Annotated in this window: 22 protein-coding genes; 14 read left to right on the forward strand and 8 right to left on the reverse strand. The window is 73.5% G+C overall.

Going from position 1 to position 22,146, the window contains the following annotated elements; all coding sequences use genetic code 11:
• Window positions 1–1,363, reverse strand: a 1,363-nt coding sequence (locus ACWC9T_RS24245; protein ID WP_449823146.1) for an MFS transporter, incomplete at its 3' end; no start/stop codon positions are given.
• 110 nt (window positions 1,364–1,473) lie between these two features.
• Here ACWC9T_RS24245 and ACWC9T_RS24250 point away from each other — a divergent pair.
• Window positions 1,474–2,064 (forward strand): TetR/AcrR family transcriptional regulator, encoded by a 591-nt coding sequence (locus ACWC9T_RS24250; RefSeq protein ID WP_449823147.1) that lies wholly within the window; start codon window positions 1,474–1,476, stop codon window positions 2,062–2,064.
• Window positions 2,065–2,087: 23 nt separating this feature from the next.
• Here the strand turns inward: ACWC9T_RS24250 and ACWC9T_RS24255 are convergent, their stop codons facing one another.
• The gene (locus ACWC9T_RS24255) at window positions 2,088–2,405 is read right to left on the reverse strand and encodes a cupin (protein WP_449823148.1); all 318 of its coding nucleotides are present in this window, start codon (window positions 2,403–2,405) and stop codon (window positions 2,088–2,090) included.
• Between the two features lie 121 nt (window positions 2,406–2,526).
• On the opposite strand from ACWC9T_RS24255, the gene ACWC9T_RS24260 reads away from it, so the two are divergent.
• Window positions 2,527–2,793: a hypothetical protein gene (locus ACWC9T_RS24260; RefSeq protein WP_449823149.1), complete on the forward strand. Its 267-nt coding sequence runs from the start codon at window positions 2,527–2,529 to the stop codon at window positions 2,791–2,793.
• Between the two features lie 111 nt (window positions 2,794–2,904).
• Here ACWC9T_RS24260 and ACWC9T_RS24265 read toward each other — a convergent pair whose 3' ends face one another.
• A complete protein-coding gene (locus tag ACWC9T_RS24265; RefSeq protein WP_449823150.1) occupies window positions 2,905–4,062 on the reverse strand; it encodes an acyl-CoA dehydrogenase family protein in 1,158 nt (385 codons plus the stop codon).
• 199 nt (window positions 4,063–4,261) lie between these two features.
• On the opposite strand from ACWC9T_RS24265, the gene ACWC9T_RS24270 reads away from it, so the two are divergent.
• Window positions 4,262–5,410 carry a TetR/AcrR family transcriptional regulator gene (locus ACWC9T_RS24270; RefSeq protein WP_449823151.1) on the forward strand — a complete coding sequence of 383 codons (1,149 nt, stop codon included), beginning with the start codon at window positions 4,262–4,264 and terminating at the stop codon, window positions 5,408–5,410.
• Between the two features lie 25 nt (window positions 5,411–5,435).
• Here ACWC9T_RS24270 and ACWC9T_RS24275 read toward each other — a convergent pair whose 3' ends face one another.
• Window positions 5,436–5,603 (reverse strand): hypothetical protein, encoded by a 168-nt coding sequence (locus tag ACWC9T_RS24275; RefSeq protein WP_449823152.1) that lies wholly within the window; start codon window positions 5,601–5,603, stop codon window positions 5,436–5,438.
• A 6-nt stretch (window positions 5,604–5,609) separates the two neighbouring features.
• Between ACWC9T_RS24275 and ACWC9T_RS24280 the strand changes: the two genes are divergently transcribed.
• The 9 genes from ACWC9T_RS24280 to ACWC9T_RS24320 all read left to right on the forward strand — a co-directional run bounded on the left by ACWC9T_RS24280 (window position 5,610) and on the right by ACWC9T_RS24320 (window position 17,462).
• Window positions 5,610–5,849: a hypothetical protein gene (locus tag ACWC9T_RS24280; RefSeq protein ID WP_449823153.1), complete on the forward strand. Its 240-nt coding sequence runs from the start codon at window positions 5,610–5,612 to the stop codon at window positions 5,847–5,849.
• A 186-nt stretch (window positions 5,850–6,035) separates the two neighbouring features.
• On the forward strand, window positions 6,036–7,940 hold the full coding sequence (locus ACWC9T_RS24285; RefSeq protein ID WP_449823154.1) for an ATP-binding protein: 1,905 nt from the start codon (window positions 6,036–6,038) through the stop codon (window positions 7,938–7,940).
• A 70-nt stretch (window positions 7,941–8,010) separates the two neighbouring features.
• Window positions 8,011–10,374 (forward strand): hypothetical protein, encoded by a 2,364-nt coding sequence (locus ACWC9T_RS24290; RefSeq protein WP_449823155.1) that lies wholly within the window; start codon window positions 8,011–8,013, stop codon window positions 10,372–10,374.
• A gap of 132 nt (window positions 10,375–10,506) precedes the next feature.
• On the forward strand, window positions 10,507–10,812 hold the full coding sequence (locus ACWC9T_RS24295) for a hypothetical protein (RefSeq protein WP_449823156.1): 306 nt from the start codon (window positions 10,507–10,509) through the stop codon (window positions 10,810–10,812).
• Between the two features lie 206 nt (window positions 10,813–11,018).
• Window positions 11,019–12,779 carry a threonine/serine exporter family protein gene (locus ACWC9T_RS24300; protein WP_449823157.1) on the forward strand — a complete coding sequence of 587 codons (1,761 nt, stop codon included), beginning with the start codon at window positions 11,019–11,021 and terminating at the stop codon, window positions 12,777–12,779.
• 88 nt (window positions 12,780–12,867) lie between these two features.
• Window positions 12,868–13,953: a hypothetical protein gene (locus ACWC9T_RS24305; protein ID WP_449823158.1), complete on the forward strand. Its 1,086-nt coding sequence runs from the start codon at window positions 12,868–12,870 to the stop codon at window positions 13,951–13,953.
• Window positions 13,954–14,191: 238 nt separating this feature from the next.
• Window positions 14,192–15,466, forward strand: a complete 1,275-nt coding sequence (locus ACWC9T_RS24310) for a C40 family peptidase (protein WP_449823159.1) — start codon at window positions 14,192–14,194, stop codon at window positions 15,464–15,466.
• Window positions 15,467–15,622: 156 nt separating this feature from the next.
• Window positions 15,623–16,141 carry a GNAT family N-acetyltransferase gene (locus ACWC9T_RS24315; protein WP_449823160.1) on the forward strand — a complete coding sequence of 173 codons (519 nt, stop codon included), beginning with the start codon at window positions 15,623–15,625 and terminating at the stop codon, window positions 16,139–16,141.
• 40 nt (window positions 16,142–16,181) lie between these two features.
• Window positions 16,182–17,462 (forward strand): GNAT family N-acetyltransferase, encoded by a 1,281-nt coding sequence (locus ACWC9T_RS24320; protein ID WP_449823161.1) that lies wholly within the window; start codon window positions 16,182–16,184, stop codon window positions 17,460–17,462.
• 78 nt (window positions 17,463–17,540) lie between these two features.
• Here ACWC9T_RS24320 and ACWC9T_RS24325 read toward each other — a convergent pair whose 3' ends face one another.
• Entirely contained in the window at window positions 17,541–18,341 is an 801-nt protein-coding gene (locus ACWC9T_RS24325) for a TetR family transcriptional regulator (protein ID WP_449823162.1), read from the reverse strand.
• 9 nt (window positions 18,342–18,350) lie between these two features.
• The gene (locus ACWC9T_RS24330) at window positions 18,351–18,500 is read right to left on the reverse strand and encodes a hypothetical protein (RefSeq protein WP_449823163.1); all 150 of its coding nucleotides are present in this window, start codon (window positions 18,498–18,500) and stop codon (window positions 18,351–18,353) included.
• Window positions 18,501–18,532: 32 nt separating this feature from the next.
• Between ACWC9T_RS24330 and ACWC9T_RS24335 the strand changes: the two genes are divergently transcribed.
• Window positions 18,533–19,111: an N-acetyltransferase family protein gene (locus ACWC9T_RS24335; protein WP_449823164.1), complete on the forward strand. Its 579-nt coding sequence runs from the start codon at window positions 18,533–18,535 to the stop codon at window positions 19,109–19,111.
• On the opposite strand, the gene ACWC9T_RS24340 is transcribed toward ACWC9T_RS24335, so the two are convergent.
• Window positions 19,096–19,575, reverse strand: a complete 480-nt coding sequence (locus tag ACWC9T_RS24340; RefSeq protein ID WP_396248417.1) for a macro domain-containing protein — start codon at window positions 19,573–19,575, stop codon at window positions 19,096–19,098. The two genes, ACWC9T_RS24335 and ACWC9T_RS24340, sit on opposite strands and share 16 nt — an antisense overlap.
• A gap of 9 nt (window positions 19,576–19,584) precedes the next feature.
• Window positions 19,585–20,868 carry an MFS transporter gene (locus ACWC9T_RS24345; protein WP_449823165.1) on the reverse strand — a complete coding sequence of 428 codons (1,284 nt, stop codon included), beginning with the start codon at window positions 20,866–20,868 and terminating at the stop codon, window positions 19,585–19,587.
• Between the two features lie 284 nt (window positions 20,869–21,152).
• On the opposite strand from ACWC9T_RS24345, the gene ACWC9T_RS24350 reads away from it, so the two are divergent.
• Window positions 21,153–22,130: a LysR family transcriptional regulator gene (locus ACWC9T_RS24350; RefSeq protein ID WP_449823166.1), complete on the forward strand. Its 978-nt coding sequence runs from the start codon at window positions 21,153–21,155 to the stop codon at window positions 22,128–22,130.
• Window positions 22,131–22,146 lie beyond the last annotated feature (16 nt).

A 22,146-nucleotide genomic window follows, 5' to 3' on the forward strand; every position in this document is an offset into this window, starting at 1 on the left:
TCGCGCAGCGAGGGGGCGGCGGTTGACGCCTCGTCCCCGCGTTGCCGGTTCGGTAGCCGACGCCCGCCGGGAGGGTGCCGTCCAGCTGGTGGCGGTAGACCGCGGCGCCGGCCGCGCCGAGCAGGGCGATGCCGAGCGAGCTGCCGAGTTCGACGGCGGTCTCGGAAGTGGCGGAGGCGGCGCCGGCCTGCTCGACCGGGGCGGCGGAGACGACCATCTCGGCGGTCATCGTCATGGTCCCGACCGTCCCGGCGGCCAGCACGCCCGCTGCCGTGAGGATGAGCGCCAGCGGGGAGTGGGCGCCGACCTGGGTCATCATCGCGAAGCCGGCCGCGCCGACCAGGAAGCCGCCGCCCATCAGCGCCGCCGGGCGGACCTTGCCGGCCAGTGCCGAGGTGACCCCGATCGCCGCGCCGACGCCGACGCTCGGCACCAGCGACCAGAGCGAGGCGGTGAACGGGCTCATGCCCTTGACCAGCTGCAGGTACTGCGAGGTGAAGAGGGCGAAGCCCATCATCGCGAACATCGCGACGGTGTTGACGCTGATCGCCCCGCTGAAGGTGCGGATCCGGAACAGGCTCAGGTCGATCAGCGGGTTGGTGGCGGTGCGCTGGCGCTGGACGAACGCACCGGCCAGCAGCAGTCCGGCGACGACGGCGAGTGCGGGCAGCGTGCTCCAGCCGTCCACGGCGAGGGTCTTGATCCCGTAGACCAGCGGCAGGATCGCGGCGAGCGAGACCGCGGCGCCGGGCAGGTCGAAGCGGCCGCTGCGGGTGGCGGTGCGGTACTCGGGCAGCAGGACGGGCGCGGTCAGCAGCACCAGGACCATCACCGGGACGGCGAGCAGGAAGGCCGAGCCCCACCAGAAGTGGTCGAGTAGCAGGCCGCCCGCGACCGGGCCGAGGGTGGCCCCGGCGGTGAGCATGCCGCCCCAGGCGCCGAGGGCGATCTGCCGCTGCTTCGGGTCGTGGAACATGTTGCGGATCAGCGCGAGGGTCGACGGCATCACGGTGGCCCCGGCGGCGCCGAGCACGGCGCGGGCGGCGATCAGTTGCTCGGCGCTGCCGGACCAGGCGGCCAGCAGCGAGGCGCCGGTGAAGCCGGCGGCGCCGATCATCAGCAGCCGGCGGCGGCCGATCCGGTCGCCCAGCGCACCCATGGTGATGAGCAACCCGGCCAGCAGGAACGAGTACATGTCCATGATCCACAGCTGCTGGGTGCCGCTCGGTGCCAGCGTGGTGGAGATGTACGGGACGGCGAAGAACAGCACGCCCATGTCCATGGACAGGACGAGCGTCGGGAGCAGGAGGACGGCCAGGCCGATCCATTCGCGACGGCCTGCGCGGCCGGTGGTTGCGGTCATGGGAAGGACAGTACGGCCGTGTCAGACGTTTGTCTAGTACAAACGTGCAAGTCGATCGTGCAAGACGTCCGTGCAAGACATCCGTGCAGTCCTTCCGTAGGATCAAGGGCATGGGAAACCGCGAAGACCTGATGGCCGGCGCCAAGCGCTGCCTGTACGAGAAGGGCTACGGGCGCACCACGGCCCGCGACATCGCGACCGCCTCGGGCGTCAGCCTGGCCGCGATCGGCTACCACTTCGGCTCGAAGGACGCCCTGCTCAACGCCGCGATGATCGAGGCGATCGGCGAGCTGGGGCAGAGCATGGGCGAGGTGGTCGTCGCCGCCAACGGGACCTCCGACGATCCGGAGGAGCGCTTCGCCGCCACCTGGGAGGGGCTCAAGGGCGTCTTCGTCGAGCACCGGGGCCTCTGGGCGGCCCAGTTCGAGGCGCTCGCCCTGGCCGGGCACGAGCCCGAGCTGGCGGCCGCGTTCGCGGAGGCGCAGAAGAAGGGCCGGCTCGGCCTCGCGGCCCTGTTCCAGGGGCTGCCCGAGGTGCCGGACACCGAGGAGGAGCTCGCCCGCGGCGCCTTCTACCAGATCCTGCTGGCCGGGTACCTCGCCCAGTGGCTGGCCGCGCCCGAACTGGTGCCCAGCGGCCAGGAGTTCCTGCGCGGACTGCGACTGGTCAGCGGCAGCGTGCTGGGCGCCGCCAAGCCCTGACGGCCGTTACGCCCTGACGGCCGTCACGCGGTGACGGCCGTCAGCAGCACCACCGAGTCGACGTGGGCGAGCAGCCCGTGCCGCTCCTGCGGGACGGGCTCCAGCTCGCCGACGGACAGTTCCGTCCGCCGCCCGGCGATGGTCAGCGACACCCGGCCGCGCAGCACCTGGACGCTGCCGGCGGTGGGCGGGGCGTGCTCGTCCAGCGCGGTTCCGGCGGTCAGCGCGATCACGGTCTGCCGCAGCACGCCGTCGTGCAGCACCAGATGGGCGCTGCGCCCGTGCGGGCTCTCGGCTGCCAGGGCCGCGTGCTCCACGGCGAGCTGTTCGAGATCGGGCATCGCGCCGCCTCCTCCTCACCCTGTAGCCAGGGTCGCGGACGCGCTGCCGAACCGCACCCGGAGGGGCCCGGAGCGGGGCACCCGAGGTGCAACCCCCGCCGATTGCCCCCATCGTGGAGGTATGGCGACCAACCAGAGAATCCCCAACGGGTTCCAGGTCAACCGGACGATGCTGACCGGCGGCGTGGTGCTCACCGGTATCGGCTCGGCGCTCGGCGCGGCCGGGACGGCGATGGTGTGCGTGGCGCTGCTCACCGCCGGCCGCAACTGGCTGCGCAGCCTGGACGCTACGCCGACCGCACTCGCCCAGCGGGCCCTGCACGAGGCCAAGGTGGCCTCCTCGGCCGGCTGGGAGGCCTGGCGCGCGGAGCACACCTCACCCAACTGAGCGCGCCCGCCCGGTCGAGCGCACCGGCCCGTACGGAGACGGGCGCGGCGGGCCGTCATGGGGGTACGGCCCGCCGCAGCTTGGAACTTTCCCCGGGCTCCTACGACGCGCCTACAGTCCCATCGACTTCGCGACGATGCTGCGCATGACCTCGCTGGTGCCGCCGTAGATCCGGAACACCCGGTTGTCGGTGTAGAGCCGGGCGATCGGGTACTCCAGGATGTAGCCGTAACCGCCGTGCAACTGAAGGCACTTGTCGATGACGACGGAGGCCGACTCGGTGCAGAACAGCTTCGCGGCGGCCGCGTCCGCGACGCTCAACTCGCCGTTCTGGTACAGCTCCAGCGCGCGATCCACCATCGACTGCTGCGCCATCACCTGGGACTCGCAGTCGGCCAGGGTGAACTTGGTGTTCTGGAACTCGGCCACCGCCTTGCCGAACACCTTGCGGTCCTTGACGTACTGCACCGCGAAGCGCACCGCCGCCGCGGCCGCCGCGTAGGCGCCGACGGCGATCGCGAGGCGCTCCTGCACCAGGTTGTGGGTCAGGTAGGAGAAGGCCCTGCCCTCCTCGCCGAGCAGGTTCTCCACCGGCACCTTGACGTCGCTGAACGCCAACTCGGCGGTGTCCGAGGTGCGAAGGCCGATCTTCTGCAGCTTGCGGCCGACGGTGTAGCCAGCCGACGTGGTGTCCACGCAGAGGATGGACAGGCCGGCCCGGCGGTTCTCCGGGTCGTACGGCGCGGTGCGGCAGACCACCAGGACCAGGTCGGCCAGCACGCCGCCGGTGATGAAGGTCTTCGCGCCGTTCAGGACGTAGTGGGTGCCGTCCTCGGAGAGTCGCGCGGTGGTGGTGATGCCCGCGAGGTCGGAGCCGGCGCCCGGCTCGGTCATCGCGATCGCGGTCATGATGTCGCCGGAGACGAAGCCGGGCAGCCAGCGCTGCTTCTGCTCCTCGTTCGCGTACTCCAGCAGGTACGGCAGCACCAGGCCGGTGTGCACGCCGGAGGAGCCGAAGCTCACGCCCGCCCGGGCGGTCTCCTCGGCGATCACCGCCTGGTACTTGAAGCCGCTCTCGCCCGCGCCGCCGTACTCCTCCGGCACCTCGATGCCGTAGACGCCGAGTTCGCCGAGCTTGCGGTAGAAGTCGCGCGGCGGGTGGCCGTCGGCCTCCCAGCTCTCGTAGACCGGGACGACCTCGTTGGCGATGAAGTCCCGGATGGTCTCCCGGAAGGCCTCGTGGTCCTCGTTGAACACGGTGCGGCGCACGGCGGCGCTCCCTTCGACGGTGCCGGCCGGTGGACCGGCCAAGGCGGAACGGCCCAGGTGGTGGCCCCACAAGTTAATCGCCGGTAGCTTCGGCTGTCCAGAGTCGACCAGCTTGTGAACCCCAGCCGCCGGGGCTGCCAAGTGAATCCTTGCTAGCCTTCGTACGGCGTTCAAAGGAGTCCGCGAGGGAGGTGCCGCCATGGTGGTCCGACGGCCGCCCGGCCGGCGCGCCCAGATCCTCGCCGTGGCCGCCGACCGCTTCCACCGCAGCGGCTACCACCAGGTCTCGATGACCGAGGTCGCCGCCGGGGTCGGCATCACCGCGCCGGCGCTCTACCGGCACTTCCGCGGCAAGCCCGAACTGCTCGACCGCGCCGTCCGGCTGGGCCTGGACGCGCTCGCCGACGGCCTGCGCGCGGCCGGCACCACCGCCGAACTCGGCGCCGCGCTGGCCGCGGTGGCGGTCGGCCACCGCCCACTCGGCACCCTGGTGCAGCGCGACGCCCGGCTGCTGCCGCCGGCCCGCCGGGCGGCGCTGCGGCGCGAACTCCGTACCGACGTCGCACTGATGGCCGCCGTGCTGCGCGCCGAGCGCCCCGAACTGGTCCGCTCCGACGCCGAGTTGCTCTGCTGGGCGGCGCTCTCGGCCTGCTCCGGGCTGTCCTACCAGTCGGCCGCGCCGCAGCCCCGCCGGGCCGAGGCGCTGCTGCGCGAGACGGTCGCGGCCGTCCTCGCGGTGTCCCTGGACGGTACGGCCGCCGGCCCCGAGGCCGTCCCGGGGCCGGAGCCGAGGCCCGGGGCCCGCCGGGAGGAACTGCTCGCGGCGGCCGTCCGGTTGTTCCACCAGCGCGGCTTCGACAACGTCAGCACCGACCAACTCGGCGCCGCAGTCGGCATATCCGGCCCCAGCGTGTACCGGCACTTCGACAGCAAGGCGCACCTGCTCGCGGCCTCCCTGGTGCGCAGCCGCGAGCGGCTCCGGCACGAGGTGGAGGGCGCCGTCGCGGCCGCCGCCGGGCCGGAGGATGCGCTGGCGGCCGGGCTCGGCGCGTACGTCGGCTTCGCGCTGCGCAACGGCGACTACCTGGGCGCGATGCTCAGCGAGACCGAGCGGCTGGCCCCGCCGGACCGGCGGGCCGCGGTGGACTTCCGACGGGACTTCCTGCGCACCTGGGTCGAGCTGCTGCAGCAGGTGCGCCCCGCCTTCGACGCGGTGGACGCCCGGATCCGGGTGCACGCGCTGTTCGCGCTGGTCAACGACGGGGTGCGGAACCGTCCGCACAGCGCCCGGCCGGACCTCGGCGACTGTCTGCTGCGCCTCGGCCGGGCGGTGCTGGGGCTGTCCTGACGCGCGGGGCGGGCACCCGGCCCGTTCAGCCCGTTCGTGTCGGCGAGTGGGGGACGTGCGGGTAGTAGACCCGGGCGTCGAAGTCCCCGTTGCCCTGCAGGGCGCCGACGTTCCCGCCGTTGCCGGCCACGGCGAGGCCGTTGTCCTGGTTGCTCACACCCGAACCGGTGGCCGTCTTGTGGGTGTTGACCACGTTGCCGTGGACGGTGCCGATGTGTTGTTGGAGCCGACGTTGCTCACGACGCTGCTGTTGGAGTGGTCGGTCGCGCCGGCGCCGTCGTCGGCGTGCGCGGTGGCGGCACCGACGCCGACGAGGAGGAACGCCCCGACGGCGGTGACGGCGGAGGCTGCGCGAATACGGGACACGCTGGACTCCCTGAGCTGGAAGTGCGAGATGTGGCGCGATCCGGAGTGGCCGCTCCGCGGCGCCGTTGCCTGACGTCGCACGATCAGCATTCACCAGCGACGTGGACGAACTCCGTCGAACGGGTGGCATTTCCCCGACGGTGGGGGAGTGGTCAATTCGGAGTTGACCGCAATGCGTCATCAGCTCGTCGTCTGTCCGTCATTCCGTCAGGGAGAAAGAAATGGTCGCCGGATTGTCGCACTGGCACACTGGGGACCCATGTCTGAAGGTGCCCCGACCGAGCCCACCCCCGCCGAGGACCTGCGCACCACCGAGGTCGATCTCGGCGGCCTGGTGAACGTCCTCGCCACCCACCTCTACTCCACCCCGCTGGTCGCCCTGCGCGAACTCGTCCAGAACGCCCACGACTCGCACACCCGCCGGTTCCTGGAGGACCCGGAGGGCAGCCACCGCCCGCTGGTCCGGGTGCGCGCCGACACCGGGCGGCGGACCGTCGCCATCGAGGACACCGGGGCCGGCCTCACCGAGCCCGAGATCCACTCCTACCTCGCCACCGTCGGCACCGGCTACACCCGGATGCTGCGCGAACTGACCGGCAACCAGGAGCTGATCGGCGCCTTCGGTCTGGGCTTCCTGTCCGCCTTCTCGGTCGCCGACGAGGTCACCGTCACCACCACCTCGCACCGCGAACCGGGACTCGGCCACCGCTACCGCAGCCGCGGCGGCGAGCAGTACCAGGTCGAGCCGGTCCCCGCCCGACCGCAGCCGGGCACCGTGGTCGAGCTGGCGCTCAAGACCGAGCACGCCTACCTCGCCGACGAGCACGCCCTGCGCGACGTCCTCCGCCGCTACTGCGTGTTGCTGCCGATCCCGGTCTACGTCGGCGAGGACACCGAGCCCGTCAACTCGGTCCGGGTGCCCTGGCGGCAGACGATCGACGGTGACCAGCACGCCGCCCGGATGCGCTTCGCCACCGCCTTCGGGCGTCGCTTCGAGCCGCTCACCGCCTTCCCCGTCCACCCTGTCGAGGACGCCACCGACGCCGTCGGCCTGCTCTGGGTCCAGGACGGCGGCACCTACGGCAGCAGTGACAACCGCGATCTCGCCGTCTACCTGCGCGGCATGCTGCTCGCCGAGGACGCCCGCGACCTGCTGCCGAGCTGGGCCGGGTTCATCGGCGGCGTGGTCGAGTCCAACCGGCTCACCCCCACCGCCAGCCGCGAGGACCTCCAGCGCGACGAGCACTACCGCGCGCTGCAGAAGGCCCTCACCGACGCCATCGTGGACGGCCTGTACGAGACGGCCCGGCTGCGGCCCGCCGCCTGGCGCCGCATCCTCACCCGGCACGGCCAGGACCTGCTCGGCGCCGCGCTCTGCGACGAGCGGCTGTTCACCCTGCTCGCCGACGACGTCCCGGTGCCCACCTCGCAGGGCGACCTCACCGCGGGCGGGCTGCGCGCGGCCGGCGGGGGCGCGGTGCACGTCGCGCTCGGCAGCGGCGGCGGCTTCGAGGAGATGCTCTACCGGGCGATGCAGGTGCCGATCGCCCGCGGCGACCGCTACGCCGTCCTGCCGTTCCTGCGCCGCTACGCCCAGCTGCGCGGCTGCCGGCTGGTCGAGCTGGGCAGCGAGCGGGGCAACCGCGAACTTTTCCGCGACCCGGAGCGCCCGCTGCCGCCGGAGGAGTCGGCCTGGCTGGCCGGCGCCCTCGCCGACCCGGGGGAGCAACTCGTCCCGGCCCGTTTCGACCCGCCCGGCCTGCCGCTGGTCCTGGTGCCGGACCGCGAGGCCGAGCGGAAGGCCCTGATCGAGGACGACCAGGCCGACGCCCGGATCCCGTCCGCCGCGCTGCGGCTGGCCCGGGCGTTCACCGCCCGCACCGACGGCGCGGTCAAGGCCCGGCTCTACCTCAACCTGGCCTGCCCGGCCGTCCAGGAGCTGCTCACCGCCTACCGTACCGGGCACACCGGCAGCGCCACCGCGGCCGGGCTGCTCCGCTCGGTCAAGGTGATCATGGCCTCCGCCTCGGCCGGCCCCTCCGAGGGGGACCTCGGCGCCGCGCTGGCCGGCATCGGCACGGCGGTCTCCGCCCTGACCGCCGCCGTCCCGACCGGCCTGCCGTCCGTCCCGGACAGCCTCGGGGCGCTCTCGGAGGAGGCGTGACGGCCGCGACCGACGGGTTGTCAGTGGCTTGCGGTAGAAAACTGATCAGCACGACGCAGGGGGCGCAATCATGACCACCGACATCTGGGGCTGGGTCCACGACACCCACCGCCAGCTGACCGAGGCCGGCCACCGGAGGCTGGCCGACGCCATCTACGAGCTTCCCGGCCACGCCAACGAGGGCCGGAACGAGCAGTTGGACGCGGTCTACCCGGAGGCAGTGGCGGCCGCCCGGGCGCTCGGCCTGCCCTGGGTCGAGGTCTACCTGCGGCACTGGCGGATGCAGAACCTGCTGAACAAGCGCCACCAGGGCGAGCAGGCCCTGCCCGAGGCGGTCGACCTGCTGGAGTTCGCCCACCGCGAGGAGACCGCCGGCTGCCCGCAGTCGGTCTGCGCGGTGCAGGACTTCGCGATCTGCCACGCCCGGGTCGACGGCCCCGGCTACGTGCCGCAGCGGCTGGAGGTGCTCGGCGAGACACTGGAGCGGATCGAGCCCGCCCGCGCCTGCTTCGACTGCCTCTCCCGCGAGTACGCCGACGCGCTGGAGGACGACGGCCGCCCGACCGAGGCGCTCAGCCACCTGGACACCGCGGCCACCCGAATACAGGCCGCCGGCCAGCGGCTCTCGCTGCACTTCCACCACTCCCGGGCCGGCGCCCTGCACCGGCTGGGCCGGCACGAGGAGGTGCTCGCGCTGGTCGACACCGCCGAGCAGGCCGAGCGCGCCCGGGGCCGTGAGCTCGACGAGAGCGACCGGCTCTGGGGCGGCCTGCTGCGGGCCCGTGCACTGGCCTCGCTCGGCCGGACGCGGGAGGCGCTCCCGCTGCTGCCCTCCCGCGAGGCCGCCGACCGCCACGCCGACCTGCGTCAGGGCTGGACGGAGACGGTCGCCCTGCTGGTCGCGGCCGACGCCTGGGAGAACGACGCCGAGCTGGGCGCCGTGCTGGCCGGCTGGGTCGGCTACCTGGACGGCACCGGCTCGCACCGCCCGTGTGTGGACCTGCTGCTGGCGGCGGGTCGGCTGGCCGTCGCCCGCGGCGCCCGTACGGTGGCCCGCACGCTCGCCGCGACCGGGGAGCGTAAGCTCGCCCAGTTGCTGCGCACCGACGGCGTGGCCGAGGAGGTCGCCGCCCTGCGCGCGGCCGCCGAGGCGCTGCCGGTGCCCGAGCTGCCGGTTCCGCCCGGCGAACTGACGGCGCACCTGGCCGAGGCCCGGGTGCCCTACGAGACCGGCGCCGACCTGCTCTCCGTCGCCCTGGACCGGTACCGGGGTGAGCAGGCCGGCGCCACCGAACTGGCCCTGCTGCTGGCCACGGTGCTCGGCGGACTCGGCCACGCCCGGCCCGCCGCCGACCTGCTGTGGCGGCAACTGGACGCCGACCCCGGCAACGAGGAGCTGATCGGCACCCTCGGCCAGGCCCTGATCGAGGCCGCGGACGCCGAGGGCGTGCGCCGCCTCGCCGACCGGCTGGCCGCGACCAGCCCGGCCGACGGGCACTGGATCCGCGCCCGCTGGGCCTCCGCCGAGGGCCGCTGGGCCGAGGTGCTGGAGCACTGCGAGGCGATCCTCGCGCTGGAGGCGAGCCGGATCAACACCCGCCGGCTGGCCGCCGCCGCGGCGACCCGGCTGGGCGAGCACGCCGCCGCGCAGCGGTTCTACCAGGACCTGCTGGAGCACGCCCTGCCGGCCGAGGAGGTCTCGGAGGAGGAACTGCACCGGACGGTCCAGGAGCCCGACCTCTGGCACCTGATCACCGCGGCTACCGCCAACCGGGACTGGGCCGTGGTCCGCTCCACCGGCGCGCGGCTCGGCATCGAGTTCGACGAACCCGAGGGCCCGGTGGACGAGGAGTGGCAGCTCGTCACCGTCCGCGCCACCCGGACCAACGGCGCGACGGCCGACCTTCCCGCGATCCGGACCGGCCCGGCCACCGCCCGGATCCTGCCGGTGCTGGGCGACGACCTGACGCTCAACCACGGCGACGTGGTGGTGTTCGCCCCTGCCCTGCTGGAGGGCCCGCCGGCCGAGGACGCCCCGGCGGAGGAGCGGGAGCGCTGGCGCCCGGTGTTCGAGCTGCTGGCCCCGCTCGACCCGGCCGGCTACACCACCTACTGGATCGACGGCGCCTGGCCCGGCGACGAGGCCTGGGCCGCGCTGCGCGACGACTTGCAGGAGACCGGCTACGCGGTCTGGGCGTACAGCGGGGAGCAGTACCGCGTCCACGACCCGGCGGACGAGGACGAGGAGGAGATGCTGCCCGGCATCTACGCCGCGCTCGGGGTGCCGCCGACCGCCTCGGCAGAGGAGGCGGACGCGCTGATGCACCGGCTCACCGCCGGCTGGGAGCACCCGCTCGCCTGGCTCGACCTGGCCAAGGCGGCGGAGGCGGACCTCGGCCGGCACACGGAGATCATCGAGCGCTACGGGCTCTGAATCCCCGCTCTCCCGGGCGCCCCGCACCCGGCAGTCACCGACTGCCGGGGCCGGGGCTTTCCCGGCGCCCGCGCCCCGCACTCGACCCGGGAACCTTTCCGCCCACAGCCGAATCTTTGTCAGTGCTTTGCCATGTCATTGCCAAGACTCGACCCCGGGAGTGCTCGCACCGCGACCGGCCTCGCCCTCGGCCCCTCCTGGCTCGAGAGCAGGATGAACTACCGCGGCTTCGTGGTCTTCAACGTGGTCGGCGGCGTGCTGCGGGGCGCCGGCGTCACCGTGCTCGGCCACTTCCTCGGCCGGAGCCCCTTCGTCCGGGACCACATCGAGGCGATCCTGGTCGGCATCGTGCTGGTCTCGGTGATCCCGGTGGCGATCGAACTGCTCCGGGCCCGCCGCTCCGGCACGGCGACCACCGCCCGCCACCGTGCCGGGTAGGCGATCGAGGCGCAGGCCACGGGACGTCGCGTACATGTGCGTCACACTGTTCGATCAGGCAAGGTGTACCCCGAGATCGAACGGTGGCCGGAGGCCACCAGGGGCGGCAAGGAGCGGAAGTGCCTAAGCGGGGCCGACCGGGTGCGGGCAAGCGGGCGAGGGGAGGCCGGGCGGTCCGTCAGGCGAGGCAGGCGTCGCCGAAGCCGGTGCACCCCGCCGACGCACCGCCCACCGAGGGCCTGCTCGGCCACCCCGCCCCGCCCGTCGAGCCCACCACCGTCGTCCCGCTCGTCCCGCCCATCCCGGAGACCAAGGGCCTGCTGACCCCGGAACCGACCCCGGAGCCGCGCGTCGAGCCGACCCCGGAGCCGCACCCCGAGCTCACGATCGAGGTGCGCCCCCGGGAGCCCCGCCCCGAGGCGGGACGCCCGGCCCGCCGCCGGTCGGTCGCCGAGGACACCCTCACCCCCGAGGAGTGGCGCGCGGCCGGCTACACCCCGCCCACCGGCGTCCCGATCCCCGAGCTCACCACCGGCGCCCCCGGCGAGGCGCCCTGGCCGGACCGGATGCGCACCCTGCTGCGCACCCCGATGTCCGAGCGCCCCGCCTTCGAGCGGACCGCCCGCGAACTGCACCCCTCCGCGGGCACCGCCCGCAACGTGCCCCGCATCCTCGACCTGACGCTGCGCATCGGCGAGCTGCTGCTGGCCAGTGGCGAGGCCGCCGAGGACGTCGAGGCGGCGATGCTCGGCATCGCGCACGCCTACCGGCTGGACCGCTGCGAGCCGCAGGTGACCTTCACCCTGATCGGCATCTCGCACCAGCCCTCGCTGGTCGAGCCGCCGGTCACCGCCGACCGCGTGGTGCGCCGCCGCACCTCCGACTACACCCGGCTGAACGCGGTGTACGAGCTGGTCGCGGACATCACCGCGGAGAAGGTGACGGTCAACGACGCCTACCGCCGGCTGGCCCTGATCCGCCGCAACCGGCACCCGTACCCGGCCTGGCTGCTCGCCCTGACCACCGGTCTGCTGGCCGGCGCGGCGACCTTCCTGGTCGGCGGGCGGATCGACGACAAGGCCTGGCTGGTCTTCGCCAGTGCCTTCGTCGCGGCCGTCCTCGGCGACCGGCTGGCCTCCGCGCTGGCCCGGCGCCGGCTGCCGGAGTTCTACCAGTTCGTGGCGGCCGCGATGCCGGCCGCCGCCTCGGGCATCATCCTGTCCTTCAACGACTGGGGCCTGCGCGGCTCGGTCGTGATCACCGGCGGCCTGTTCGCCCTGCTGCCCGGGCGCGCCCTGGTGGCCGCCGTCCAGGACGGCCTGACCGGCTTCTACATCACCGCCGCGGCCCGTCTACTGGAAGTGATCTACCTGGTCGCGGGCATCGTGATCGGCGTGATGGTGATCCTCTACCTGGGCGTCGGCTTCGAGGCGAAGCTGAAGCCGGACGAGAGCCTGGCGGGCATCAGCTACCCGCCGGTCCAGATGGTCGCCGCGATGCTGCTGACCCTGGCCTTCGCGATGCTGCTGCAGACCGACCGCCGCACCCTCGCCCTGGTCACGTTCAACAGCGGCATCGGCTGGGCCAGCTACGGCGCGCTGGTCTACAACGCGGGCGTCAACCCGATCGCCGCGACCGGGGTGGCGGCCGGCCTGGTCGGCCTCTTCGGCCAGCTGATGGCGCGCTACCGCAACGGCTCGGCGCTGCCGTACGTGACCGCCGCGATCGGCCCGCTGATGCCGGGTTCGGCGCTCTACCTCGGGATGCTCGCCTTCGCCCAGGGGCACTCCAGCACCGGTCTGGTGTCGGTCTTCCGGGCGGCGGCGATCGCGATGGCGCTGGCGGTCGGGGTGAACCTCGGTGGGGAGATAGCCCGGCTGTTCCTGAAGCTGCCGGTCGGCGCCGAGCTCCCCTCGCTCTATCCGGCGGTGCCGCGCCGGGCGGCCAAGCGCACCCGGGGGTTCTGACCGCGCGTTGACCCGTGGTGGACCCCTCCCGGGCCCCGGGCCATGTCACGGCAGGCAGAACGCAGGACCAGGAACGAAGGTAAGACCCATGACCACACTGCTGGACGGCTACCGCGAGCACATCGTCAACGCGCACAAGCAACCGCTGTTCCTGCTGCTGGTCGGTTTCATCACCTCCTTCGTCTTCATCCGCTTCAGCGTGCGGATGATCCGCGCCCAGGTGCGCTGGTGGCCGGGCAACGTCACCCCGGGCGGCCTGCACATCCACCACATGGTGTTCGGCCTGGGCTTCCTGCTGGTCGGCGGCATCGGGGTGTTCGCCACCTACGGCGGGAGCCCGTGGATCGACGTTTTCGGGCTGGTCTTCGGCATCGGCTGCGGCCTGGTGCTGGACGAGTTCGCGCTGATCCTGCACCTGGACGACGTGTACTGGAGCGAGCAGGGCCGCAAGTCGGTGGACGCGGTGATCTTCGGCATCCTGTTCACCGCGCTGCTGCTGATCGGGTACGTGCCGTTCGGCGCCCTGCCCGGCGAGGAGACCAGGTGGGGTCTGATCACGGTGATCTCGGTGAACGCGCTGGCCTCGGTGATCACCCTGCTCAAGGGCAAGGTGTGGACCGGCCTGCTCGGGATCATGGTCCCCGGCCTGTCCTGGATCGGTGCGATCAGGTTGGCCCGTCCGAGCAGCCCGTGGGCCCGCTGGCGGTACAAGCCGCGCTCCCGGCGCCGGGCGCGTGCGCTCCGGCGTGAGCGTCTGCTGCACCGGCGCGCCGACCGGGCCCGCACCTGGCTCTTCGACCTGATCGCCGGTGCCCCGGACAAGGTGTCCGCCAACCACCCGGCCGCCCACCGGGTCGCCGAGCGGATGGCCGCCCGGGCCAGCGCCCACCTCGACGCGCACGCCGCCCGGGCGCTGGCCCGCCGCCAGGCCCGGCTGGTCGACCGGCGCTCGGCGGCCGCCACCAAGGTGGTGGCGCACCTGCCCGCGGCGCAGGCGCAGCCCGGGGAGGGTGCCTCCGGCACCGGTCCGGGCCGCTCCCACGGAGCGCAGCAGCGCCGCCGTACGGTCCGGGCCGGGCGCAACCGGACGTACGTGCTCGGCGTGACCGGGCAGCAGAGCCGGCCTCGGCGACACCCCCACCTGCGGACGCACACCCACCGGATCCACCGGTAGTTCGTGCACCCGGCACGCCCGGCCGGAGTTGACGCCTGGTCGGATCATCGGATGGTCACCTGGCTGGCGGGGCGTTCGAGATGTGAAAAGCGCCGGAATTGAGAACATGATCAGTGAATGACTGTTCTATTGCGTGATGGGATGGTTCGTCGGACCTCCCGCCGCCCGGCCGCTGCCCGCCCGCGAGCCGCTCGGTGACCGCCGCCGTCCCCTCCGGACCCGTGAGAAGGGGTGTCTCGTGGCGCGCAGGCTCCTGCCGACCCTCCTGTTGTCCCTCACCGCCCTGCTCGGGCTGCTCCCCGCCGCCCAGGCCGCCCCGGTGGACCCCGAACCGGCGGCCGGCCCGGCCCTGGGCGACGGCGGGGGAGAGGACCCGTACCCGACCACCGAGGAGATCGACCGGGCCCGCGCCGAGGCCGACGGCAGGGCCGCCTCGGTCGCCGCCCTGGAGGCCGCGCTCACCGCCGCCCGGGCCGAACTCGACCGGGTCGGGCGCGGAGCCGAACAGGCCGTCGAGGCCTACAACGGCGCCCAGCTCGCCCTCACCCGGGCCCGCACCGAGGAGACCGCCGCCGCCCGGCGCGCGGCCACCGCCGAGGCCGAACGCACCGAGGCCGCCGAGGACGCGGCCCGACTGGCCGCCGAAACGTACCGCCGGGGAGCGGGCGCCGAACTGTCCGCGCTCAACGCCCTGCTCGGCGCCCACGGCCCGCGCGAGGCCGGCGAGCGAGCGGCGGTGGTCGGCGTGGTCAGCGGGCGCACCCGGCAGGTCCTGGACGCCGCCACCTCCACGGCCGCCGCCGCCAGGGCCGCCTCCGCCGCCGCCCGGACCGCCACCGAGACCGCCGAGAAGGCCGCGACCGAGGTGGGCGCCGCCAAGGCCCGGGCCGAGCAGCGACTCGCCGCCCAGCGGGGCGAGGTCACCGCCGCCACCCGCCGCCGCGAGCACCTGCTCGCCGAACTGGCCGCCGCCCGGCGCACCACCGTCGAGCTGGAGCGCAAACGCCGCGACGCCCTGGAGGCGATCGCCGCCCGCGCCGCCGCCGAACAGGCCGCCCGCGAGGCCGAGGCGGCAGCCGAAGCCGCCGAAGCCGCCGCTGCCGCAGCCATGACCCCGGTACCGCCGCCCGTCGTCGGCCCCTGGCCGGCCGAGGGCGCGGCCGCCGCCGTGGCCTTCGCCCAATCCAAGATCGGCCTGCCCTACATCTGGGGTGGCGAGGGCCCGGACGGCTACGACTGCTCGGGGCTGACCATGATGGCCTGGCGCACCGGCGGTAAACAGCTCAACCACTTCGCCGCCGACCAGTACGCCCAGTCCACCCCGATCACCTACCGCCAACTGCGCCCCGGCGACCTGGTCTTCTGGACCGACACCGGCCGCGCCGCCGACATCCACCACGTCGGCCTCTACATCGGCGACGACCAGATGATCGAAGCCCCCCGCGTCGGCATGCCGGTCAAACAGGCCAGCCTCTGGATCATGGGCACCCCGGACTTCTACGCCCGCCCGTAGCTACGAGGACGGGCCGGGCGGAGCCGGACGGCCGCTGCCCGTGTGCCCCGCAGGCTACCGGCCGGTCAGGGCGCTCCCGTCCCGGGTCCGCATCCGCACGGGCATGTCGGCGGTCGACGCTAGCGTGGCTGCTCCGAGCACTCCTGAGGAGGAACCGTGCGGTTGCGGAACGTGGAAGCGGGCGACGTCGAGGCGTACGTCCGGATGCGGTGCGACGTCGGGATGATGGCCGAGCTGGGCGGGCCGCTGCCGCGAGAGGGGGTGGAGGCGCGGCTGCGCAAGGACGTCGAACTGGCGGCGGCGGACCGCTCCTGGATCAAGATGATCGTCCCGGACGGCGCCGACGACGAGGCGGCCGGCACGATCGTGCTCTGGCAGGACGAGGAGGACGGCGCCTCCGTCTCCGAGATCGGCTGGATGGTGCTGCCCGATTACCAGGGCCGCGGCCTGGCCAAGGCGGCGGTGCGTGAACTGCTGGACGCCGCCGCGCAGGACGGCCGCTGGGGCGAGGTGCACGCCAACCCGGGGGTGACCAACGGCCCGTCCAACGGGATCTGCCGGGCGCTCGGCTTCCGGCTGCTCGGCGAGCGCAACCTCGACTTCGCGGACCGGGTCCTGCGCACCAACCACTGGGTCGTGACGCCGGGCGAGCACACCGGATCGGGGACGGAATAAATCGGATGCCGCCCCCGGGCCACCGCCGTACGGTGGCCCGATGGGCAACATCATCGATGACACCTCCGCGGACACCGTGAACGGGCTCCAGGTCCGGGCCGTATCCGTGGAGGAGGTGGAGGCCTGGAACCGGGCGCTCAACTTCGGCTTCCTGCGCCCGCACGCTGGTGTCGCGCCGGAGCTGCGCCGCATGCAGTGGGAGCCGGGCCGGATGCTGGCCGGGTTCGACGGGGACCGCCAGATCGCCACCTACCGCAGCTTCGACGTGGAGCTGACCGTCCCTGGCGGGGTCGTCGTCCAGGCCGACGCGATCACCAACGTCACGGTCAGCTCGACGCACCGCCGCCGGGGCCTGCTCAGCGCGATGGTGCGGCGCGACCTCGCCTCCGCCGCCGAGCGCGGCTGCGCGGTCGCCATCCTGATGGCCGCCGAGTACAACATCTACGGCCGGTTCGGCTTCGGCCCGGCCACCCGGGGCTGCGGCTGGAACATCGACCTGGGGCGCACCCGCGGTCTGCGCGAGGGCCTGCCCGGTGTGCCCGGCGGCCGGATCGACTTCGTGACCCTGGCAGAGCAGCGCGAGCTCGGCGCCGAGCTGTACGACCGCTGGCGGCTCACCCAGCCGGGCGCGATCGCCCGCAACGGGATCTGGTGGCAGCGCAGGACCAACGAGATCCGGATGCCGGGCGACGACTTCAAGGAGCCGTTCACCGCCGTCCACCGGGACGCCGACGGTGAGGTCACCGGCCTGGTGGTCTACCGGGTCGAGAACAAGTGGGACGGGGCCTACCCCGACTCGGTGCTCACCGTGAACGATTTCATCGCCCTCGACCTGCCCACCGCGGTCGAACTGTGGCGGCTGGTGCTGTCCGTCGACTGGGTGCGCAAGGTCGTGGTGGACAGCCTCTCCCCGGACGACCCGCTGCCGCTGCTGCTCCAGGACCCGCGCGCGGCGACGCCGTGCGAGGAGAACTCCGACTCCATGTGGCTGCGGCTGCTGGACGTCGAGGCCGCGTTCAACGCCCGGACGTACGGCGCCCCCGGCCGGGTGGTGCTGGAGGTCGAGGACCGGCTCGGCTACGCCTCGGGCCGCTTCGCGATCGAGGTCGCCGAGGACGGTGCCGGCCGCTGCACCCGGACCACCGACGACGCCGATCTCTCCCTCGGCGCCTCCGAGTTGGGCTCGCTCTACCTGGGCTCCGAGACGGCCCCGAGGCTGGCCGCGGCCGCGTTGCTCACCGAGCTGCGCCCGGGTGCGGCGGCCGCCGCCGACCTGCTGCTGCGCGCCCCGTTGCAGGCCTGGACGCCGACCGAGTTCTGAGCCGCCGGTACGCGTCGGAGGCCGGACCGCGCTTTGCGGCCCGGCCTCCGACGTCTCACAACGTTCCCTGGTGCGGTGCTACTTGACGGCCGTCTTGCCGATCGTGGGGAGGATGAAGTCCTGGATCAGCCCCTTGGCGTCGCGCACGATCGGCCGGAACACCCGGTAGCGCGAGAGGTTGATGACCCGGGCCGCCAGCGGCGTCGAGCGTCGGACGAACTCCCTGGTCCGCTCGGTGTCCTCGGTCCGGTCGAAGACCCAGTAGAGCACCACGACCATCAGGTGCAGCCAGAGCACGTCGGGAAGCAGCTCGACCAGCTCGGCGTCCAGCTTGGGCGCCAGCTCCGAGCCCTGGAGGACCTCGCGGAACAGCTCGACCGCGGTCGCCCGGGCCGGGTGGGACTCGTTGGAGAACGGGCTCAGCGAGCTGGTCGGGTCGGCCGCGGTGCGGAAGAACTGCGCGGCGAACTCGTGGTACGGGGCCGCCGTGTCCAGCCAGGAGGTCAGCGCGATCTGCAGCCGCTCGCCGAAGTCCCGGGTGTGGGCCATGCGGTGCCTGGCGTCGGCCGCGTGGTCGTAGGTCATCCGGTCGTAGAACCCCTGGATCAGGAATTCCTTCGCCGAAAAATAATAGTAAGCATTCCCGACCGAGACGCCTGCCTCGGTGGCGATGGCGCGCATCGTGGTCTTCTCGTACCCCCGCTCCTGGAATAGCCGCATGGCCGTCTCCAGGATCAGCGCCCGGGTCGCCTCGCTCTTGTCGGTCTTAGGCTGGGCCCGGCCGCCGGGCATGGGCCCGGTGTCCGTGCCGGGTGCGGCCGCAGGCCCGGCCGCACCCTTCTCGCCGTCCGTTCGGTTCGTCGCTGCCAGGTCGTCCACGGCACGAGCCTAGCCGGAGACGACGTTCCACCCGGTGTCGGTGTTGTCGGTGCTCGCGGCACCGGATGCCCCCTCCGCATCCGGTGCCGCGACCACCGTCCCCGCCATTCCGAACGCGTTCAAAAGCTGGTGGGAACTGTAGCGGGTTCGATTGAACATGTTCAACTCCATCTCTGTGGGAGGCTCGTCGCATGATCGGTTCAGGGCAGACCACCATCCGGCACGGCGGAGCACAGGACGCCGCGCGCGTCGCCGAGCTGCACGCCGACAGCTGGCGCACCACGTACCGGGGGATCGTCCCCGACGAGGCGCTCGGGGACGGGCTGGCCGCCCAGCGGCGCGAGCTGTGGGAGCTGCGCCTGGAGGCGGACTACGGTGAGCCGGAGAACACTCCGGTCCTGCTGATCGCCGAACAGGCCGGTGAGACGGCCGGGTTCGTCTATCTCGTGCCGCAACCCGACGGTCGGGTGCTGGTGGACAACCTGCACGTCCGCCCCGGCCGGACCGGCGGCGGCATCGGCCGCGAACTACTGGCCGCCGCCCGTGCCGAGGTCGCCGAGTGGCACCCCGGGGCCGAGTTGTACCTGGAGGTACTGAGCGGCAACACCCGCGCGATCGCCTTCTACGAGCGCGAGGGCGGGGTGCGGGTCAGGGCGCAGGAGGGCGTCTTCCCGGGCGGCTACCTGCTGCCCGAGTACGTGTACGCCTGGCCGGCCGCACCCGAGCCGGCCGCCGACCGGGAATCGGTCGGTGGTCAGTCGACGTCGTAGACCGTCACCGGTATGCCACGCGCCGTCAGTCGGGCCGCCACCAGCGGCTCGACCTTCGCCCAGCGCCCGCCCGCCAGTCCGCAGCCGATCCGCGGCATGTGGACGGAGGCGCCGAGTTCGAGCGCGCGCTCGCCCAGGGCGGCCAGCGCGGTGTCGACTGCCTCGTACCGCACCGGCACTCCGGTGGAGCGCCCGGTCCGGATGCCGCGCTGGCCGACCATGTTGGCCACCCAGACGTACGGCTCGACCTGCACCAGTTGCAGGCCGCCGAGGCCGAAGTCGTTCTTCGCCCGCTCCCGGTGCCAGCGTCGGAACGCGGCCTCGGGCTCGGGCCAGCGTCTGGAGAGCGCGAGCACGAAGCCCTTGCCCCAGCCGCCGAGGTCGTTGCAGACGTGCGCGATCACCTTCACGCCCTTGCCCTGGGGCGTGGTGGCATCGCCTCGGACGTAGGTGATTTCCGCCATGCCTCGAAGTTAGACGGAGGCACTGACAATCCGCTCGGGATTTTCCGGCGCCCGCTCCTTTCGCGCCGCCGCCGGCTGCCTTCGCGCCATCAGGTGCCGCCGCCCGGCCAGTGCGATCAGCAGGGCGAGCGTGGCGGCCGAGGCCGGCAGGGCGTAGCCGGTGCCGGGGGCGGCGTGTTCGGCGAGCGTTCCGGCGAGTGCCGCGCCGGCCGAGATGCCGACCACGATGCCGGACACCGCCACCGCCATTCCCTCGTTGAACTGTCGCTGCGGCAGGAGCTCCTGGACCAGCGTCATCCCGGTCACCATGGTCGGCGCGGTGGCGGTGCCGGCCGCGAACAGCACCACCCCGAGCACCCCGAGCCCGGCCCCGCCCAGCCCGGCGGCGAGCGGCAGCAGCAGCACGCCGGCCATCGCGCCTGCCCCGATCAGGAAGCGCAGACCGGGCGCCCTACGCGGGGTCAGCAGTCCGAACAGCAGCCCGGCCACGCAGGAGCCGGCCGCGACCAGGGCCAGCAGTCCGCCGGCCGCCGCCTTGTGGCCGAGCTCGTCGGCGTAGGCCACGGTGGTGATCTCGGTCGCGCCGAAGACCATCCCGGTGGCCAGGAAGGTCAGCACCAGCACCCGCAGCCCGGGCACCCGCAGCGGGGAGCCGTGCGCCCGCTCCTTCGCCGAGGCCGGCGGCAGCGGCGGTTCGGTGCGCCGCTGGGCGGCGAACAGCAGGGCTCCGGTGGCGCCGAGGGTGCCTGCGGTGAGCAGTCCGGCCTCCGGGGCGAGCGTCGTGCAGAGCAGCATCGCGAGCACCGGCCCGGCCATGAAGCAGAGCTCGTCCAGAGCCTGTTCGAAGGAGTTGGCCAGGTGCCGGGCGGCCGGGTCGTCCCGGTACAGGTGCGCCCAGCGGGCCCGGGCCATGCCGCCGAGGTTGGGCGCGGCCGCGCAGGCCGCCCAGCAGAGGTACAGCGTCCAGTCGGGCTCGCCGAGCCGGACGCAGAGCAGCAGGGCGAGTAGCGGGACGACGTTGTACAGCGCGGCCGGTACGGCCACCCGCGACTGCCCGTACCGGTCCACCAGCCGTCCGAGCAGCGGCATCCCGAGCGCTCCGGTGACCAGCCCGGCCGCCGAGACCGTCCCGGCCAGCGCGTACGAGCCACGCCGCTCGGCGAGCAGCACCACCAGCGAGACGCCGTTCATCGACAGCGCGAGCCGGCCGAGCATCCCGGCCAGGGTGAAGGCGGCGGCGCCGGGGGCCGAGAACAGCCGGCGGTAGGAGGCGAGGAGGGCAGGCGAGGGCAATCGGGCTCCTGAGCAGGGAGGATCGGGGGACGCGCGATGGGGCGTGTCTTGTGGGTTTTGTCGGATCAGGCCGCGGCGTTGGGGTGCGTGCATCGCAAGTTGGGGTGCGTGCATCGCAAGTTGGGGTGCGTGCATCGCAAGGCGGAGGCGGCGAGGTGCGTGCCCCGGCGTCGTGGCCCCGGCAAGCACCCGCAGGACACGCCCCAAGCCTGGCGGTGGTGGCGGGCGGGCGTCCAACACCTGTTTCGTCGCACTCACAACACGGTGTTGTTAATCTGCCGAGCATGCCCCGTGACCTGCACCCCCGTCTGCTCCGCGGTTTCCTCGCGACCGCCGATACGCTGCACTTCGGCCGGGCCGCCGAGCGGCTGCACGTCGCCCAGCAGGCGCTCAGCCGGGACATCCGGGTCCTGGAGGGGCTGCTCGGCGAGGCGTTGTTCACCCGCACCACCCGCAGCGTCGAACTCACCCCGGCCGGGCGGCGGCTGCTGCCCCGGGTGCGCCAACTCCTCGCCCTGCACGACGAGATCCTCGCCGAGGCCGGCGCCGGGGCCGTCGCCCGGCCGCTGCTGCTGGACCTCAACAGCGATGTCACCGGCCCCGACCTGACCGCCGACCGGGTGCTGGAACGGGCCCGCGCCGCCTGGCCGGAGGGTGATCTGCTGGCCCGCTTCCACGGCGGCCTGGCCGCGGCCGCCGCCGAACTGCTGGCGCACCGGCTGGACGCCTCGTTCGGCCGCTTCGCCGGGCTTCCCGCCCCGGTGCGCGGCCAACTCGCGCAGCTGCCGGTGCGGTTGGAGCGGGTCTCGGTGATGATGGCGCAGACCCATCCGCTGGCCGGCCGCCCGGTGCTGCGGCTGGCCGAGCTGGCCGGGCACCCCGTCGACATCTGCGCGGGCAACCCGGCCACCACCGAGTGGACCGACCTCGGCGAGCGGCTGCTGCGCGAGCACGGCCTGACCGCGGCCGCGCCGTACGTCCCGCCGGTGGGCCTGGACGAGACCGCCCGCTACCTCGCCCGGCACGGCGACCCGATGCTGACCACGGTGGGCGGGCCGAGGATCCCGGGGGCGGTGAACGTGCCGCTGGTGGAGCCGGTGCCGCTGAGCCTGGTCAGCCTGGTGCACCGGCCCGGCGAGCGCCGTCCGGGGCTGCGCGCGCTGGCCGCCGCGGCGGCCGAACTCGGTGCGGCCGAGGGGTGGTTGCGCCGCCCGGCGGGCAGTTGGCTGCCGTCGGCGGACGCGGCGCTCGTGGGGGCGTAGGGCACCGCCCCTGCCC

The organism is Kitasatospora sp. NPDC001159, from assembly GCF_053598235.1.